We start from the raw sequence: 18,054 nt of genomic DNA, 5'->3' as shown, positions 1-18,054 counted from the left end.
CCGTGTGGCGGAGGTGATCCGGGCCTCCCGTCTGGATGGTCCCGGTGTCAGTCGAGCGTGCGGCGCACGTCCGGCAGCAGGTCGTGCAGGCACTCGGCGAGGCGGTCCTGCGCCTCGTGCAGCGAGCGGAAGTCACCGACGTACTGCCCGAAGGTGTCGGACACGAAGAAGTGCGCGCCCTGCTGGTCGATCACGCCGCCGTAGTAGCCGCCGTAGTTGGCCGCCCAGAGCCCCGTGTCGGCCTCGGACCAGACGACGTGCGCCCGGGCCGGTGCGTCTGGGGACACGACGCCGGCGGCGATGCCGGTGATGACCTCGATGGTCGCCGTGTCCACGGTCACCTCGGCCTGGTGGCTGCTGGTGACGCTGGTGCTCATGGTGTTGCTCCTCGTGCTGCTGCGGTACTGGACGGTGCTGGTCGAGCTGGTGGTGCTGGTCGTGCTGGCCGCGAGCGGCTCGGGATGGTCGTCAGGCACTACGCGACCGGTCGGATGACGGACGGCAGCATCACGTGGAGCTGGTCCGCGAGCTTGGCCTGGGCCTCCTCGAGGGTGGCGAAGTCGCCGACCACGAGGCCGAAGGTGTCGGAGGCGACGTACCGGCCGTCGCGCTTGTCGACGCTGCCGCCGAAGTAGCCGCCGTAGTTGGCCACCCACTCGCCGTCGTCCTCCTGCGTCCAGGTGGTCTTGGCACGTGCGGCGCGGCCGGAGTGCTCCGCCTCGGCCTCGAGGACCGCGATGACGTCGACGGTGTCGGTGTCGAGGGTGACCTCGGCGCGGGTGTCGGTGTTGACCGTGGTGCTCATGTCGCTCTCCTTCGCGATCCGGGGTACATCTGCTGACGGGACAACCGTACGAGAACGTCCCCCGGCTCCGCCAGCGATGCCCGCGCTTTCACGGTTTCCGCGCATGCACATCGGGGTACAGCCCCGGATTTCCGGGGATGGGGGACACACGAACGGGGTACAGGGCGCGGATCGGGGTACTCGTTTCGTGGATGAACCGGTTCGTCGTGCGTCCCGCCGCTCGCGGAACCGCCCACCGGCCGGGAGGCGCGGCCCGCTAGCGTTGGTTCCCATGGGGACCGCGACGAGGACCACGCTCGTGCGGAGTGTGGTGTCCGCTGCGGTCGTGATCGTGGTCACGGTGCTGCTCGTGCCCGGCCTCGCAGACCGGCTGCGGTCCTTGCTGGTGGGCGCCGTCGGCGCGCTGCGCGCGCTCGGACACGGCACGCTCGCACTCGACGACCGCTTCGTGCTGGCGATGCTGGTGAGCCTGGCGACCGCCCCGCTGCCGCTGGTGCTGGCGGCGGCGAACCGCGCCTCCCGGCCGGCCGGAGTGCGGCGACGCGCGCTCACGAGCGGTGCCGTCGTGCTGGTGCTCGCCGGCGTCGCCGCTGCCCAGGCGTCCGCCCCCGGTGACCGGTTCCGCTCGGTGGCACTGGCCGGACTCGTCGGCGTGGCCCTGGGGGCACTGCTCGACGCGGCGTGGGGCGCGCGGGAGCGGGCTGCGCACGCGTCCGGACGGACGCGGCGTGTGGCGTGGACCCTGGCGACCACCTACGGGGTCGTGGTGGTCCTGGTGGCGACGGCGGGATCCCCGGTCGACGGCGGGGTGCATCCGTGGCTGGTTCGGGCGATCGCGGCCGGGCAGCGACTCGGGGCGCCGGGGTGGCTCGGGTACGACGCGGTGGAGTTCACGGCGAACGTGCTCTTCTTCGTGCCGTTCGGGTTCTTCGTGCTGCTGCTCTTCGGGGCGCGTGCGTGGTGGGTCGGCATGCTGGGCGGCCTCGTGGCGAGCTGCGCGATCGAGACGGTGCAGGCGCTGTTCCTGCCGGCGCGGTTCGCGTCGGTGGACGACGTGCTGGCGAACACCTCGGGAGCGGTGCTCGGGGTGCTGGTGGGGATCGTGGTGCTGGGGCGGGCGCGGCGCGGCTGACGTGCTGCGCACTCTGCCCGCAGACGAGACGGAACCCCCGGCACCGAGGTGCCGGGGGTTCCGTTCAGTCGAGCTGAGCTCAGGCGGCGTCGTGCTGACGACGGACCGACTTGCGGACGACCAGGAGGCCACCGCCGAGGACGATCGCGCCACCGGCAGCCCAGAGGCCGAGGGTGGAGATGGTGCCACCCGTGAAGGCGAGCTCACCGGGGGTGCCGGTGTTGCCGGTCGAGCCGACCGTGGTGCCGGTGCCACCGGCGGCCGGCGCGATGGTGAAGAACGCCGTGCCGACGGTGCCCGAGGTGGCGCCGGTCGCGGTCAGGTTGTAGGTGCCCGAGCCGCCGGCCGGGAACGTGACGCGGATGGTGAGGCCACCCTCGGCGTCGGCCGTGTAGGTCTCCGACACGGTCGTGGTCGGCAGCGCGCCGAGCGTGACGGCACCGGCACCGGTGACCTGCACGTTGACGGTCTCGCCGGCAGCGAAGACGTTGTCGTTGAAGTTCACGATGGCGGTGCCACCGGCAACGAAGTCGCCCGTGACGGTGCCAGCGGTCTCCGGCGCGTAGCCGGAGGTCGCAGCGTTGGCAGCGGTCGGGACCGCGACGAAGGCCGCACCCGCGATGAGGGCAGCGGCGATGAGCTTCTTCATGAAGTGTTTCCCCTAAAGATCTGATCCGGCAGACCCTGACGCCCAGAGCCCGTTGGCACTCCCCCCAGAACGTGCCGCGAAGGAGCAAGCGGTCGCTATGGCGAAGTTCCCTCAATCTAGCGCGGATCCTCAGGATGTTGTCACTGGATCCGAAAGTTTTGCGAGATGTAACGCGATGAGGACAGCGCCCCGCGTGCTCCGGCGACCCGCCATGAGCACTCCCGCGCCGCCAGCCCGACAAGAGAACACCCGGTCAGGACGGGCTTCCGACTCGCGGCGCCAGAACGTCCGGCCCCTTCTGCTCGAGCAGCCCGCAGCCGTTCGAGCCACTCAGGAAACTTGACGTGACCCTCGTTCTGGGGACGTGCTGCAGTGCGCCATCCGGCGCAACACGCCCGATGATCCCGGTACCGCGCCGGACAGCGGGCTATGGTTTGCGCTCAGCCAGCGGGGGTCGGGTCCGCGCAGTCGAAGCGCAGCGGCAGGACCTTGCTCTGCCGCACTCCCGGCGTCGACAGGACGTCGACGCCCGCCTTCGCGTACTTCGCGTCGCCGAGGAAGGCGACCCGGAACGTGGTGCTCTCCCCCGGGGCGAGCAGCGTCTGCAGCTGCACCGCCGGGTGGCCCCCGTCCATCACGGTCTGCACACCGACCTCCTTGCCGTCCTGCGACGAGCCGAGGTAGATCGCGTCCTCCGGCGCGTACACGGCGATGAGCGTCTTGATCTTGCCCGGTTCCGTGCGCAACGCCCCGCCCCCGGTCACGTACGCGGGCAGGGTCGTCGCCGCGTCGGCGGGGGCGGTGTTCTTGATCGTGACCTCGACCGCAGAGGTCGGACGGCCGTCCGCACGGCAGACCGAGGCGCCGACGGACACGGTCTTCTCGAGGTAGTAGTCCATCTTCGACGCGGTGCCGTCGTTGAGGTAGACGCCGAACTGGCGGGTCTTCTCCGTCGCCGTCGGCAGTTCGCCCGCGAGCGGCGTGCCGGCGAGTCGCTGCTGTTCGGCCTTCGTTGCGCTCCACAGCCGGAGGCGCCCCTCCTGGGTTCCCTGCGTCAGGGCACCGATGAACTGCTTCGCGTCGAACGAGCCGCTCGAGACCTTGTCGAACACCGCACTCGCCGCAGACGCGAAGAAGAGGTCCTGCACCGCCGGGTCCGGGTACTTGGCGTACACATCGCTGAGGAGCAGTTGCACCGCGTTGTCGGAGGTGAGCGTGTCACCGGTCGGCAGCTGCACCGGCCCGGTGGTACGCAGGATGTAGCTCAGCGTCACCGGGTCGATGGCGAGCACGCCGTCGACCTGCTGGCCGAACTTCTGCTTCCACATCTCCCGCGCCAGCGCTGCGGACACGTCGAACCGGGGTGTCAGGGTGACGTCCTGCATGTACCGGCCGGTGATCTCGCCGTAGAGGCTGCGCGTGCCGGGTTCGAGCGGCAGGACCGACTCGTCGTAGGGACCGAACGACGAACCGGCCGCCTGGTCGCCGAGGGAGATCGCGCCGTCCTGCACCTTGAGCAGCGCGACCGCGCCCGGGATGCCTCCGCCGGCGCGCAGCTCCGCGTTGTTCTGGAAGAGCAGGACGTAGTTCCGCTCGCCGTCGTTGCCCAGCATCGCCGGGGCGAGCTGCACGACGCGGTTCGCGGTCTCCACCTGCTCCGACGCAGACCGCACCGCGTTGCGCAGCTGGTTCACGGCAGAGGTGACCGGGGACAGGGTTCCACTGGTGTCGATCGCACCTGCGTCACGCTTCGCCTTCGCCAGCGTCTCGTTCGCGCGCTCGACAGCCGGCTGCGCCCGGATGAGCGAATCAAGGTTCACCTTACCGTCCTTCGGCGCGAACGAATCCGCCCCCACGCCGTCGATGACACCAGCCACCGGGCTGACCGCACCCGTCGCGATGTCGTCGACCACCACTGACACCTCGCGGACGGCGCGGAGGTTCGTCCCGAAGAACGGCGCGTACTGAGATGCACCCCAAACCGGATCTCCAGTGAGGGAGCGGGCAGCAGCCGCCTCCTCCTCGAGTTGACCCGCGGTCCGCTGCGCACCTTCCGTATCGCCGTCGCTCACCTGCGCCCGCAACAAGCTGACATCGGCGACCGCACGTTCCAGGTGCCCCTTCGCGAGCACGCCCCGTATCCCCACCCATGCGGCGGCGACGACCAGCAAAAACACGACGACCACGACGGTCCACAGCGCGGTTCGGAGAAGATTTCCCCGGCCGGCTGAACTGTGTGGCGACTCGGGCTCGTCGGACATGGAACCATCCTAGGGGCGAAAGTGGCTTATCCTCGGTTGCGGTAGATGACGCGGCGTAGTTCCACCCGCTCGTCATCTGGTGTATCACATACAGGCCGCGCTTAGTTTGATCCTTTTCGCGCTTCAGATCCATGGGACGGGATCCGGAGCCTAGAAGTCTCAGCAAACCGATCGCCATCCAGCGGTGGACAATCACAAATCAGCATCTCACGGTTTCGCTCGGGCATGCGCGTACTAGCGGATAGTCGAGCGCGGGGCAACCTTGCCCACATCAGGAGGGGACCTCATGCGACTCGCTCATTTCGGCACCTTCGATATATCGAACTATGGCGATCTTCTATTTCCCCTAATCGCCGAACATCACTTGGGCGACCTCTTTGACCACATCGTGCACATCTCTCCCATAGGCGGAAAGGTGTACGGGGATGTCCCTGCTAGCATAGCTGTCGAAGATGCCCTGACCCAGGAATACGACGCGGTGATGATTGGCGGCGGCAATCTCATCAATCCGCGCCCGACTACTCTACCTGCGTACACGGGTAAAGCACGAGTTGCCTACCCGCAGCTTTGGGCGTCCGCTGCGCGTTTGGCGGCAGAGCAAGCAATCCCCCTGGCCCTGAACGCACCTGGCATTCCCCGCAAGTTCGGTTGGGCAACACGAGGTTTCCTCCGCGGCCTCGCCGACACAGCGTCCTACTTCTCCGTCCGTGACGAGTACAGCGCGGACATCGCCCGCCGTGCCGGCGCCACAGATGTCCACGTGGCCCCTGACAGCGCTCTAGCTATTCCTCGCGTCTTGGGCGACATCGTCGAGAGACCATCGGGACGCATCGTCGTGCATCTGAACGAGCGGTACATCGGCCTCGAAGAGAACGGCATCGCCGCACTCCTCGATGACATTGCCCGGACTTCCGGCGACCGAATCTGCCTCCTAGCTATCGGACCATGCCATGGCGACGACATCGTCGCGGAGAACATTGCTGGTCTCATGCGTACAGATCCGATCGTCCTTAGCACTCCGCATGCCGCAGCGGAAGTCGCGGGGGAAATCTCCGCCGCTAGCGGTTACATCGGTTCATCCATGCATGGATACGTGACGGCCGTGGCATATGGCGTACCCGCCCTGCTCGTCGCCGATGGTAAGGCGCAGCACAAATTTGCAGGGCTTTTGTCACACGTCGGCGGGGAGAGAGACCTGCGGACTTCATGGGCCGACGCCCGCGAGGAAGTGACCGATGGAAATTGGCCAGGGTCTGCTGATACTCGCGATCTGAAGCTGGCCGAAACGAGGCTGACGGCGCACTGGAACCAAGTGCGCGCCGCCCTCACGTCGCAAGCGACCGTGCCCCGGCGCCTAGTGCAGCGCGAAGCAGCCCCGTCAATGGTGGCGCTTGGCAACGCGGTTGACAGCGGGATTAAGCCGATGGCACATCGCCTTCTACGGCGCTTCGCATGAGGGACTCTCCGTCGGAATACAGGAACGTTCGGCCGGTCGCCTCTAGCGGCTTTGTCTGGAGCTTCGTCGGCCTCGCGGGCCGTCAACTGATCATTGTCGCGTTCTCGATCGCGTTGGCCAGGATGCTTGGGCCGGACGCGTACGGAGTAGTTGCGCAAGCAGCCGTTTACATGACGCTGACTACGCTGCTCCTAGATCAAGGAATCTCCGCTGCCCTGCTCAGCGCGCGATCGGTCAGCAGACCACTTGCCGGAGCAGCAGCTACCATCAACCTTTCCCTCGCTGCCGTACTGGGGGCGATCACATTCGCCGCCGCACCCCTCATGGCGGGGTTTTTCAGGACGCCTGAGCTCACACACATTCTTTGGGTCCTGGCTGGTGCTTTGCTTTTCAAGGGTGCCTCGATCGTCCCGCGGCTCCTGCTTGCGCGGTCGCTTAACTTCCGCAGGCAAGCAGTTGTCGACGTTTCAAGTGCCGCGGTGGGCGGTGCAGTAGCGGTGATCGCGGCCTTAGGCGGAGCGGACTATTGGGCTCTCGTGATACAGACTCTGCTCGCGGACGCAATCAGTGCGGTCCTTCTGACAGCCCTTGCTCGACCACCTGTGCCGAATTTCCAGCTGAGACTCCTACAGGAGACATTTGGATTCAGCTCTCGCGCTTTGGGCAGTAGCCTCATCTCCTACACGGTCCAAAACATCGACAACGTACTCGTCGGACGCTTCATGGGCGCAGTCGACCTTGCGCACTACTCGCTTGGTTACCGAGTACTTACAACGCCGATCCAGATGATTGGGCAGGCGGTCACGAGAGTGCTCTTTCCCAGCGTTGCTCGGGCCCGCCACACCGACCGATCCCCTGCGCCCCTGATAGCCCGCTCCATCACGGGGATATCGCTCATCACTTTTCCGGCTATGGCTCTCGTGGCCGTGTCCTCCAGCACCACAGTCCCGTTGCTGCTTGGTGACAGCTGGGAGCCCGTCATTCCTGTGCTGTCCGTGTTGGCGATCAGTGGAGCGCGGCAGTCTGTGACTACCGTCAATACCGCCGTCATGCTGGGCATGGGACGCGCGGACGTCACGCTTCGTTTCAGCCTGGTCGCTGCAACTGTCCAGATTTCTGGCATCATCATCGGGCTGCAATTCGGCATTTTAGGTGTTGCCGCGGGTTTGACGCTAGCGGGTTTTCTGGTGACTCCAATCATCGCCGTACTGCAAAAACGGATTGCGGATTTCCCGATCCGGGCTCAGATTCTAGCGGTCATCCCGGCCCTCCACGGAACGGCTTGGGCCATCGCCGTCTACCTTCTCCTCGGACTCTGGATCGAAGAACCTTGGACCCACCTCGTCCTCGGAACAAGTGCTGGTGTCGCCGTATACGCAATCGTTCTGCTCTTTGCCCATCGTTCTGCCATTCGCTTGGCGGCGAGAGCCCTCAAGTTTGAGCGTGCAGTAAAGAATGAAACGGATCACAAGGAGTGAGAAGCGTGCGCGAACTGAAATCAGACTGGACCGGACGTAGGGTCGTCTACGTGATCGGTGGCACGTTCGACTACCCGCGTAATCGCCGTATTCGTGCCGCTCTCGAATTGCGCGGTGCGGACGTAGAGGTAATGCAACTCAACAGCAGGATGGGCGTCCGCGCAAAGCTCCTCGTGCTTGCCGGCCTCCTGGCTCCAAAAAATCGATACGACGCCCTGGTACTGGGTGAATTCGCGCTACAGTACGCACCGATACTCCGATTTGTTGCGGCCCTCACTAGGTCAGTTTTCATCGTTGATTGGTTCGTAGGATTACACGAAACGAGGGTAGTCGACCCGGGCAACTCTCCACGAGGGGTCAAGCCGGCCCTGTACCGAGCAGCGGACAAATTCGCCGCACGGTTCGCACATGTACTACTGACGGACACGTTCCCCCGCGCCAAGATGTTGGACTCGCTCAGGTCACGTGCCGATGCAACCCTTGTCCTGCCGGTTGGCTCGCCCGAGTGGGCGCAACCCACCCGTCAAGCTCTGGAGCGCCGACCGTTGAAGTTGCTCTATTACGGCAACTACGTACCGCTTCACGGAATCGACGTGATCCTTGCCGCCCTGGCCTCCTGTCGGGACGCCGGCCATAGACTGCAACTCACGCTAGTCGGAAACAGCCCACGACGAGCAGCTGCAGAGTTCCTGGTCGAGAGCCTGGGACTACAGCGAGTCTGCCAGTTCCTCGACGCCGTCCCCGAGCCCGACCTTGCTCCCGTCATCGCTGAGCACGATGTGGTGCTAGGGATATTCGGCACCTCCGAGAAGGCCGCTACCGTCATCGCCAACAAGGTTTGGCAAGGGCTCTCTAGTGGGCGGCCAGTCGTGACCCGCGAGAGCGCTGCGCTCGCCTTGCTCCGGCCCGTTACGGGTGATGCACTGATAGAGATCCGAATGGACGAGTCCCCTACTGAAGCACTCGTCGAAGTCTTAGCGACCCTCGATCGCGAAGGTCTTCCCAAACCTTCGGTTGATATCTCCACGCAGCTAGAGGCACTCGTCGAAGCCGCGTTCGATGACGTTCTACGAAATGTGGCTCAGAAGATCGATCAGCACGAGGCATTCTCAACAGGAAGGCGAAAAGCATGCAGGAAGCGGTGAGTTGGCTCCTGGCGCTGGCGGGTATCATCCTGCTCGCCAGTTGTTGGAAGCTTGTGCGTACCAACAATCGGATCGGGCAGCGGTCGGGGGTCCACCTAGCCGCAGTACTCCTGGTCAGCGGGGGCATCGCTTCGGACACCGTTGCACTGTCCGGCAGAGCGTGGCTCGTGGCGGCACTGATTGTGGTCTTCGCGGTCGTCGTCTGTATTCGCAACCTTTACCCGTCGGGCGTAAGCCTCGTGGACCTCAAACCGAATGTTGCCGCGATCGCGATAATGTTCGGGCTTTGGGCTTGGCTGTTCGGCGTCAACGTAGTCCAAAACTACACCGCCTCGGATGGTGCCTTGCTGTCAAGGTTGGGCCCCGGAGTCCTGTGGCTCGCAGTACTCCTCACGTGGCGCAGGACCCCGCTCACGCTGAACTCCTTGACCATCGTTGCCCTGGCGAGCTTGAGCGCGGTCTGTGTGGCTCTGCCGTTCGTCGACGGCGCTTGGCGCCCGTGCGACCAATTCAAATGCGGGGTATTCGGAGGGATGCTCCGCGGTCCCTTCTCGTCGGAGAACTACCTCGCTTACCAGGCCTCCTTCATCGGCGTTGCAGTGTTGGTGACTCAAAGGGGATGGCTCAGGGCATCGGGCCTCGGCCTGGTCGTCCTCATCCTGTTTGCGACAGAGTCGAGAACTTCCCAGATTGCCTTCCTGACAGCTTGCGCTGTGTACTTCGCCACCTATCTGGCACGCCGTACAGCTCCCGGTGCCTCGCCCGTGACCGGCGTGCAGAGTCTGATTCGCTTCATCATTCCCGTCATCTTCGGGGTCGCAGCCGTACACCTGATCACGACAGCCCAGCGCAATACCTTGAGCAATCGTGGTGACATTTGGTTGAGAGCGATCCGGGAGCTTTCTGGGCATTTCACTACGGGACTAGGACTTGAACGATGGGAAGCGTTAGTAGCAGACGCAACACTACCTAATCATTACCCCCACAGTGAGTATGTCCTCCTGCTGTTCTTCGGGGGCTTTGTTGCTATAGCTGGTTTTATAATTCTCGTCATCGCTGTACTTCGGCACGTCCCTCAGACGTCCGCTGCGGTGATGGCAGCCCCATCCCTTCTTGCCGTCTTCCTATGCACCGGCCTTGCGGAAGTGGTCTGGAATCCCCTTGCCTTCGACGGACTTCTCTGGACATGCCTCGCCCTTTGTGCTCCTATCCATAACCTTCCTCATCATCCAGATCTCGACGCTACAGGTTCCCGACCAATCCGGCTGGAGCAAACAACTTCATGAAAAGTGTCAACCTCGTTGTCTCTCATCTCTCGCCTGAGTTGGGCTTAGAGCGGTGTGTACGAGACCTTGTCGGCGTCCTGAATGAAGAGAACCTTTCCGTGAGGGTGATATCTATAGGGGGCCCAGCTGAACCCGACGAGGCATACCCAGTAGATGTGCGTCTCCTGTCACTCGGTCACGCCCTGACAGGTTTCTCCCGTGTGAAGTCAGTAGCCCGGATGTGGAAATTCTTTCGCAAAGAGCCTCAGGGTGAAGTATTCATATTGTGTGGCATCTGGGCAGCTCTGCCGTCCCTCGTCGCCAAGTCTCGCGCCCAGCGCGTTGTGGTCTGGGAGCATTCACTGAATGGCTCGAAGACTGCAGCTTCGAGACCGCTACGTGTGCTGGGGTGGTTCGCTCGATTTCTCTACAGGCGTGCCGAGCATATCGTCGCGGTCAGCCAGGATGTTGCGACTTTCCTTTGCAACTCGAGACTCAATCGAGTTGCCGTGATTGCGAATCCAGTGACGATTGGGCGCCGCGTTGGGAATAGCAGGGAACGCACCTCGGGTCCAAAGCGGCTATTAGCGGTCGGCTCCCTCACGGAGACAAAGAATCAGGAACTTCTGCTGCGCGCACTGGCTCTAGCTGGGTGGCCCTTCACCTTGACTATTCTTGGAGACGGACCAAAGCGGGCCGACCTCCAAGGACTAGCACGCGAGCTGGGCATCCAAGACCATGTCGTCTTCCGAGGCCACGTGGCATCGTCGGATGTCCAAAAATATCTTGCAACCACTGATCTGCTGGTACATCCATCACTTGGTGAGACGTTTGGGCTAGTACTCTTCGAAGCAGCAGAGGCGTCCGTCCCGGTAGTAGCGGTCGACGCTGCCGTCATGTCGCACTTCGTAGGAGTTGCGGTTCCCGGTCGGTTGTCCGAACCGATCCCTGAAGCGTTCGAAGCGGCTCTCCGCCTAGAGCTTCATACGACACGCGACGAAGAGGAGCTACGTGCAGCTGCTCGTGAGAGGCGCAAGCTCATCGACCTGCAGTCGATCCGAGAATCATGGATGGAAACCTTGACTTCCATAGCGAACGCGGACTGAGGCTTTGAACGGCGGCTCTGAACATTGCCGCGCAACAAGACCGATCTGCTTGCTCACGGAAATCACGACGCCACATGGACATCAGCTCGTGGGAACTATCACCGAAAGCTGCTGACGCAGCGCAGCGGCAGATAAGAGTCTGCATCGCAGAGCACTGGGGGATCCGGAACGTCCTGCCGACCAGTAGTGACAACCAACGGAGCCGGGCCCACGCGCGTTCTCTTCGGAACACGCGAGTACAAGCGAGCTATTCGATAGCTGCCGGGAGGCCAGAGGAGGTTTGACTATTGACGTCGCTACGGACTGCTCGAGCGACCGGATCCACTTCCACGCTGGCCGCAATTCGGCATGCGCGCCCGGTTTCGCTGCCAGCGATGCTGTGGCCCCTTTACCAGCGCCGCATTCCATCAGGCACGGGCAGTCGTCCGTACAAGACGCAGTCGCGCTGATCTACTCGGTAACCTGCCGCCTCTACATCTCGCCCTGACACACGACCGCGACCGGCTCACGGTCGAACCCGCCCAGGTACTGTTGCCCCACGCCGACACCCCTTCACAAGGAACCGACGGCGTAACCCTTCAGCACCCCCCCATACCCAAAGCAGTCTCTGGCGCACGACAGTTCCGCAGCATCGGGCCAGCTGCAATGCCGGAGTTATACCATCAACGCACAGAAGTTGCGCGCCTGTTCCTGACGAGCACCTTGTTCAGTGTGTGCCGGGGTAGTGCTCCCGCGAGGGCTATCAGCGCCGGGCCGGCGCTGGGAAGCCGCTTTGACATCGACAGGGCCCTGATTGTCGAAAAAACTCCCGGCCACGATCGCGCCTGGAGCGCGTAGCGCAGCGTCTGTGCCGCTAGGAAATCTGCCTGAGCTTGTCGCGACCACTCGCGCTGCCGCTGGAGCCACGCAAGCGAGGACTCCCAGTCCGAACCGCCCGAGATGCTGCCAGTGGACCCGACCACGATCCGGACGAGCGGTTCCCGCACTTGAAATATTCGCGCACCGCCGAGCCTCTGAGCGCTGATGAGCCAGTCCCAGTCTTGATGCCGCGTAAGCGTCTCGTCCCATCGCACCGAACGAGCGAGCTCGGCCGAGACAAGGAGGGTGGAAGTGTAGAGAGACTGCCGACGGTTCGACGGGGTGCGCCCTCTGAAGAGATACTCCTCTACTCGCTCGTCGGGCTCGATAAGTCTCTTGGGAATGACAGAATCATCGAGCAGGTCATCCCTTTGGTGCCTGATCTGGCTCGAAACGATCACCGGTCGGTCCCGGTCTTCATGCAGTTCCGCCCTGAGCAGGCTCATCTGGGATGAGAGCTTGTTCGGTTCCCACAGATCGTCGTCGTCGAGGAACGCTATGTAGTCACCCTCGGCGGCGTCAACTCCCATGTTCCTCGCGGACGCGCCACCGCGCCGCCCGCCGGTGAAGAGAATCGTCATGGCGAACGGAAAGTCGTTCGGTACGCCCACGGGGTGAGTCTCGGCATCTAAATCGATTACAAGAATAACTTCTAAACGTCCAGACCAATCTTGAGCAGCGACGCTCTGCAACGTCCGCCCGAGGCTCGGTCTCAGAGTGGAAGGGACCACAACACTTATGAGAAGGTCAGCCGCCATGGCGCAACCTCCGAAGCGATGTGACAAAGCCGTGCAGTCTACCGTAGCTCCTGCCCGCAATGATGAAAGCACTGGCGCGAAGAGCCACCTTCGGGCGGATCAACGCCAACAGTGGCAAGTCGCGCCACTTCATGAGCTTACGAATCTCTTCCTCGCGCGCTTTCGCTTCAGCGCTGCTTGCTCCAAGTCGGCGCGATGTGTTTACCACGTTGAGATAATAAGCCCAATAATCGAACGCGAGAACTTCGCGTCGCGTCTGCTCGGTGCGACTCAACGTCCTGGCCATCTGCCGACCGAGGTGCCAACACCTCTCGAAATCCCCGTAATCGCGCTCTTTGCGATTCGTGATCGACGAAGCGCGGTAAACATGCGTGTACAGTGCCTCCGGCACGAATGCCACTCGGTTGACCGACTGAATGTAGGCAGTCAGTCCTGCAAAATCCGACATGGATTTCATGATCGGGAAGGGATTGGCTAACAGCACCCTGCGCCTGATCAATTTGTTCCACAAGTAACCGCGAAGTTCTTCTCGCAAAACCATGCTCTTAGCTTGCACTCCGTCCACGAGCGGTCGCCCTTGAGGCCGCTCGAGGGGGCGCACCCTGTGGCCCCTTCGCGCATTCGCTCCGCACACCACCAAGTCAGCGCCGGTCTGTCGAGCAGCCGCAACCAACCGCTCGAGAATGCGCGGTTCCCACTCGTCATCGCAATCGACGAACCAAATAAACTCGCCTTTGGCTCGCATTACCGCATCATTGCGAACAGACGCAATCCCCTTATTCTCACCGTGCCGGACCAAGTGCACCTTCGCGTCCGGATCGACAGAAGCCACGAGAGCCTCGTCCGTGCCATCAGTCGACCCGTCGTCGATAATGAACAGTTCATAATTCTCGAAGGTGAGGCGGCCCATCTGCTCAAGGGCGGTATCGACGAACTCAAGGTTGTTGTGGAAAGTCAGCACCACGGACACGAACGGCCCAGCGCTAGCAGCTGCAGTGCCGTCAGAAGGCAGTTCCATCCGGAGCGATCACCGCCCGGATCGTACGGAAGAGAATAAGAATGTCTCCTGTCAAAGACCAGTTTTCGACATAGTAGAGATCCAGACGTATGGCATCGTCCCAAGAAAGCGCAGAGCGGCCGCTGACCTGCCACAAGCCAGTCATGCCAGGTTGCACCAGCAGCCGCCGTTCGGCTCGGTTGTCGTAGAGGGCGCGCTCACCCGCACGTTGAGGTCGAGGACCAACAAGACTCATGTCTCCCTTCAGCACATTGAGGAGTTGCGGCAACTCATCGATCGAGTATTTCCTTATAACTGCCCCGACCCTCGTGACTCGTGGGTCGTGCCGAACCTTGAAGAGTGGCCGGTCACTCGTTCCTTGGTCCGCTAAAAGTCTCGCGAGTTCGTCATCGGCACCTACGCGCATCGACCGGAACTTGAGCATGTGGAACGCAGCGCCATTTTTGCCAATTCTCTCCTGACGATAGAACACAGGCCCCTTACTCGTCGCCTTCACTGCTACGGCGGTGACGGCTAGGACCGGTGAGGCGAATATCAGCAGTAGCATTGCGAGCAGCACATCGAAGGCTCGTTTCGCATACAGCTTACTTCCGTCGTAACGAGGCGCTTCGACATGCACAAGTGGCAGTCCGACCAGCGGACGCGTGTGTATACGCGGACCACCGATCCCGCTCAAACTCGGTGCGACCACCAAATGATAACGACCTGGTTCGAGCTCCCAGCTAAGCTGCCGGACTCGCTCCGGCGAAAGCTCGTCAGCGCTTGTGATCATAACGGTGTCTGCGCCCGTTCGAGCCATAGCAGGGAGAATTTTATCGACGCCGCCGATGATGGGCACGGCCGTCCCAGCGAGGGTGCTGTTCGACGAGAGGGGCACGCAAGCGGCAATGACTCGGTACCCTGCTTTTGGCTGCCTCGCGAGTTCATTCGCAATGTGCGCCGCCGACTGTTCAGACCCAACGAGAAGCACCTTCGCTGAGTAACGGCCTCCTTCTCGATGTGCGCCGAGCCACTGCCGCCAGAGCCATCGGGAGACAACGAGCAAGATCGTTCCGAGCGGGAATGCAATGAGAACATAACCTCGCGCAAGATCTAGTTTAAGGAGAAGTGCGAGTATGCCTACCACGCCGAACAGTCGCACCGAAGCATCGATCACATACTTGTATTCGCTGCCACCCGCGCCGATGATCCTGTGCGCTCTCGTCCCGAATACCGCGAGACTGAGCATCCAGCCAACGATGAGAGCCAACGAAATGACGGTATAACTGACCGCAGTGTCAGCCCTGGTTGGATCTACGCTCGCCTGATGGTAAAGCCCAAGCCATGCAATCTGCACTCCGAACACGGTCCACACCAGGACAAGTGCATCCGTGAATGCAACGCCGAAAGCGTACCTGCGCCTCCAGTCCTCGCCCGGCATAAGGGTAACGGGCTGTCTGATTTGGAGTGAAGGTTCATCTGACATTGAGAAGCCCCTCGCCTGACCGGATGTGGGACGCCTGCTTTGCAGCGGCAGGCAGCTTATCGAGTGCGGTGTCCGCGTCCTTGCAGCTTGCTCGCTCTAGCAGTCGCATAACCAGGTCACCAGTTAGCACCACCGTTGACCGACACGGCCACGTCGTCGCCCGCCCACATCCAGACGTCCTGCCCGGCGCGGTCGAGTGCGATCGAGCTGTCGGGGTTGACGGGGTTGCAGCCGATGGGAGTCGTGGTCGTGGTCGGTGTAACGCCCGTGGCGGGCATCGTCTCGATCTGTACGCCTTCGCATGTCTCGGTGCCCACCCGCGCCAACGTGTACGTGGTCCCATCGACCGCGATGCCGCGGACACCGGACAGGGGCACATCCACCCACGCGGCGGTCCCGGTGCGCCACTCAAGCTGTCCGTCGCAGACGACGACCGCGGTGGTGCTGCCCTGGAAAGCGTCGATGGGCTCGGGGCACGGCGCCTCGGCGGTGGTGGCACCGAGCAGGATGCCTTCCGGCGTGATGCCTGCTCCGCCGGCGCTCACGTCACCGTCGCGAAAGGTCAGACCGTCGTCGACGGAGGTCCGGACGGTCGCCGCGCAGTCGTCGCCGACGGCGGCGACCACTGACACGCCGGCGGTGGTTGCTCGCATGCCCCACACGGCGCGCACGTCGTCGCCCAAGGTGACGGGCGTCCACGTCGCTCCTCCGTCGACGGTGTGCTCCAGCACCACCTGCGCGTCGGAACAGGTCGCACTGGAGGCGCGCCATGCCTCCTGTCCGTCCACTGCGGACAGCAGGCGGCGGCTCTCCCCGTCCACCGCGCCCTGCGCGGTCGCGCCCGACGTCGGGGTGGCGGACGCCGACGGCGTCCGCTCGGGGGACGCGCCGAATGTGGGGACCGGACGGGGCGTGCCGACGGCTTCCGGAGTGGTGCGCGCCAGCGCCATCGCGACGAGCACGACGTCGACGACGACGAGGAGCACCACGAGGACGGCGACGCCGATCAGGGTGTTCCGCTTCACCTGGTCGCCGAGACCTCGGGCCCCCCGGCCTGCACGCATGTCGTCCCCCGGTCTCAGCGGTCGGCTCGGCGCAGCGTGCCGAGCTTGCCCCGCGCCTTCTTCGGTGCCTTGGTGGTCTGCTGGGGCGGCTCTGCCTCGTCCAGGCCGTAGCCGTAGCCGTACCCGTAGCGGCCGTAGCCGTACGCGCCCGGGCCCTTGACCGGCATCATCGTGATGACGAAGCCGGCGATCGGGGCGCCGACGTTCTCGAGCGACGCGACGGCGGCGGCGAGCTGGCCCTTGTGGGTCTTGCCGGACGCGACGGCGAGGATGGCGCCGGACGCCTTCTTCGACAGGATCGCGGCGTCGGTGACGGGCAGCAGCGGCGGGGCGTCGAACAGCACGTAGTCGAACTGCTGCTCGAGCGCGGTGATCAGGTCCTGCATGGCCTTCGAGCCGAGGAGCTCCGACGGGTTCGGCGGGATCTGGCCGGCGGGCAGTACGACCAGGTTGCCGCGGCCCCAGGGCTGCGCGACGTCCTCGAGCGTGGCGCGGCCGATGAGCACGTCGGTCAGGCCGGCAGCGCTGTCGACCTCCATGTACTCGCCGACGCGGGGGCGGCGGAGGTCGGCGTCGATGAGGATCACCTTGAAGCCGGCGCTGTCGAGGGCGATCGCGAGGTTCGCGACCGTGGTGCTCTTGCCCTCGGACTGCATCGACGACGTCATCACGAAGGTGCGCGAGCCGGTGCCGAGGTCGAGGAACTGCAGGTTCGTGCGGAGCGTGCGGAACGACTCGGCGCGCGGGCTGCGCGGGTCGGCCTGCACGATGAGCGGCCGCTCGGATGCCTTGCTGTCGAAGGCGATGCCGCCGACGACCGGCTTCTCGCTGATCTTCTCGACGTCCTGCTCGGTGCGGACCCGGTTGTCGAGCGTCTCGCGCAGGACCGCGATGCCGACGCCGAGCGCCAGACCCACGAGCAGGCCGAGGGCGATGTTGACGGGGACGTTCGGGCTGACCGGGCTGAGCGGCACGTCGGCCTGCTTCACGCGCGTGAGCTTGACCGTGCTCGTGCCGTTCGCGTCGGTGGCCTCGATGTCCTGCACGACGTTGGTCAGGCTCTGCGAGGTGGCGTTGGCGATCTCGGTCGCCTGCACCGGGTCGGTGTCCTCGACGGTGATCGAGATGAGCGTGGTGCTCGTCGGCGCGGTCGCCGACACCATCGTCGCCAGCTGGTCCGCGTTCATGTCGAGCCCGAGCGACGAGATCACCGGCAGGAGCACGATCGGCGTCGTCACCAGGTTCGAGTACGTCAGCACCCGCTGCTGCGTGAAGGTGTTGCCCTGTGCCAGGTCGCTCGCACTGCCCGACGTCTCGGTCGAGACGAACACCTGTGCCGAGGCGGAGTACACGGGCTTCTTCAGCAGGGAGAACCCTGCCGCCGCCGCGACGCCGACCAGGGCGAGCACGACGATGAGGACCCACCCCTTCCGCAGCACTGTGATGTAGTCGCGCAGTTCCACGCGGCCCGCCTTCCCCGATCCTGGCCGTTCCCGTGGTCCCACACAGGTCCTGCGAGGCATGTCCCAGCAGACGGCATTCAAATAGTGCCACACGGATGAGCCCTGCTCGGCTGTTTCCCCGATCCGCGCAC

The 18,054-nt window shown here is 63.8% G+C and carries 15 protein-coding genes; 6 read left to right on the top strand and 9 right to left on the bottom strand.

What is annotated here, in order from left to right:
- Window positions 1-47: 47 nt before the first annotated feature.
- Together DEJ23_RS06385 and DEJ23_RS06380 are read right to left on the bottom strand one after the other, a co-directional pair.
- Window positions 48-377 (bottom strand): hypothetical protein, encoded by a 330-nt coding sequence (locus tag DEJ23_RS06385; protein ID WP_146240208.1) that lies wholly within the window; start codon window positions 375-377, stop codon window positions 48-50.
- A 98-nt stretch (window positions 378-475) separates the two neighbouring features.
- Window positions 476-805, bottom strand: a complete 330-nt coding sequence (locus DEJ23_RS06380; RefSeq protein ID WP_111239439.1) for a hypothetical protein — start codon at window positions 803-805, stop codon at window positions 476-478.
- 271 nt (window positions 806-1,076) lie between these two features.
- Between DEJ23_RS06380 and DEJ23_RS06375 the strand changes: the two genes are divergently transcribed.
- Window positions 1,077-1,937 (top strand): VanZ family protein, encoded by an 861-nt coding sequence (locus DEJ23_RS06375; RefSeq protein ID WP_181429150.1) that lies wholly within the window; start codon window positions 1,077-1,079, stop codon window positions 1,935-1,937.
- 79 nt (window positions 1,938-2,016) lie between these two features.
- Here DEJ23_RS06375 and DEJ23_RS06370 read toward each other — a convergent pair whose 3' ends face one another.
- Together DEJ23_RS06370 and DEJ23_RS06365 are read right to left on the bottom strand one after the other, a co-directional pair.
- Window positions 2,017-2,586, bottom strand: a complete 570-nt coding sequence (locus DEJ23_RS06370) for a hypothetical protein (RefSeq protein ID WP_111239437.1) — start codon at window positions 2,584-2,586, stop codon at window positions 2,017-2,019.
- A 440-nt stretch (window positions 2,587-3,026) separates the two neighbouring features.
- Window positions 3,027-4,499, bottom strand: a complete 1,473-nt coding sequence (locus DEJ23_RS06365) for a DUF4012 domain-containing protein (RefSeq protein ID WP_181429149.1) — start codon at window positions 4,497-4,499, stop codon at window positions 3,027-3,029.
- A 634-nt stretch (window positions 4,500-5,133) separates the two neighbouring features.
- On the opposite strand from DEJ23_RS06365, the gene DEJ23_RS06360 reads away from it, so the two are divergent.
- The 5 genes from DEJ23_RS06360 to DEJ23_RS06340 are packed head-to-tail and all read left to right on the top strand — an operon-like array spanning window position 5,134 to window position 11,297.
- The gene (locus DEJ23_RS06360) at window positions 5,134-6,303 is read left to right on the top strand and encodes a polysaccharide pyruvyl transferase family protein (RefSeq protein WP_111239435.1); all 1,170 of its coding nucleotides are present in this window, start codon (window positions 5,134-5,136) and stop codon (window positions 6,301-6,303) included.
- Complete coding sequence (locus DEJ23_RS06355) at window positions 6,300-7,781, top strand: lipopolysaccharide biosynthesis protein (RefSeq protein ID WP_111239434.1); 1,482 nt, start codon at window positions 6,300-6,302, stop codon at window positions 7,779-7,781. The genes DEJ23_RS06360 and DEJ23_RS06355 overlap by 4 nt, the downstream gene beginning before the upstream one ends.
- A 5-nt stretch (window positions 7,782-7,786) precedes the next feature.
- Window positions 7,787-8,926, top strand: coding sequence for a glycosyltransferase (locus DEJ23_RS06350; RefSeq protein ID WP_146240207.1), 1,140 nt, complete (start codon window positions 7,787-7,789; stop codon window positions 8,924-8,926).
- On the top strand, window positions 8,911-10,212 hold the full coding sequence (locus DEJ23_RS06345) for an O-antigen ligase (RefSeq protein ID WP_111239432.1): 1,302 nt from the start codon (window positions 8,911-8,913) through the stop codon (window positions 10,210-10,212). The genes DEJ23_RS06350 and DEJ23_RS06345 overlap by 16 nt, the downstream gene beginning before the upstream one ends.
- The gene (locus DEJ23_RS06340; RefSeq protein ID WP_111239431.1) at window positions 10,209-11,297 is read left to right on the top strand and encodes a glycosyltransferase; all 1,089 of its coding nucleotides are present in this window, start codon (window positions 10,209-10,211) and stop codon (window positions 11,295-11,297) included. The genes DEJ23_RS06345 and DEJ23_RS06340 overlap by 4 nt, the downstream gene beginning before the upstream one ends.
- A gap of 662 nt (window positions 11,298-11,959) precedes the next feature.
- Here DEJ23_RS06340 and DEJ23_RS06335 read toward each other — a convergent pair.
- The 5 genes from DEJ23_RS06335 to DEJ23_RS06315 all read right to left on the bottom strand — a co-directional run bounded on the left by DEJ23_RS06335 (window position 11,960) and on the right by DEJ23_RS06315 (window position 17,923).
- Window positions 11,960-12,913: a glycosyltransferase family 2 protein gene (locus tag DEJ23_RS06335; RefSeq protein WP_111239430.1), complete on the bottom strand. Its 954-nt coding sequence runs from the start codon at window positions 12,911-12,913 to the stop codon at window positions 11,960-11,962.
- Complete coding sequence (locus DEJ23_RS06330) at window positions 12,903-13,883, bottom strand: glycosyltransferase family 2 protein (RefSeq protein ID WP_181429148.1); 981 nt, start codon at window positions 13,881-13,883, stop codon at window positions 12,903-12,905. The genes DEJ23_RS06335 and DEJ23_RS06330 overlap by 11 nt, the downstream gene beginning before the upstream one ends.
- A gap of 31 nt (window positions 13,884-13,914) precedes the next feature.
- On the bottom strand, window positions 13,915-15,351 hold the full coding sequence (locus DEJ23_RS06325) for a sugar transferase (protein ID WP_111239428.1): 1,437 nt from the start codon (window positions 15,349-15,351) through the stop codon (window positions 13,915-13,917).
- A gap of 161 nt (window positions 15,352-15,512) precedes the next feature.
- A complete protein-coding gene (locus DEJ23_RS06320; RefSeq protein WP_146240206.1) occupies window positions 15,513-16,382 on the bottom strand; it encodes a hypothetical protein in 870 nt (289 codons plus the stop codon).
- Between the two features lie 92 nt (window positions 16,383-16,474).
- Complete coding sequence (locus DEJ23_RS06315) at window positions 16,475-17,923, bottom strand: polysaccharide biosynthesis tyrosine autokinase (RefSeq protein WP_111239426.1); 1,449 nt, start codon at window positions 17,921-17,923, stop codon at window positions 16,475-16,477.
- Between the last annotated feature and the right edge of the window lie 131 nt (window positions 17,924-18,054).

This window comes from Curtobacterium sp. MCSS17_008 (assembly GCF_003234185.1).
Taxonomy (GTDB): Bacteria; Actinomycetota; Actinomycetes; order Actinomycetales; family Microbacteriaceae; genus Curtobacterium.
Note: the sequence above shows the minus strand (reverse complement) of the source record. Positions and strands in the feature narration are given on the sequence as shown.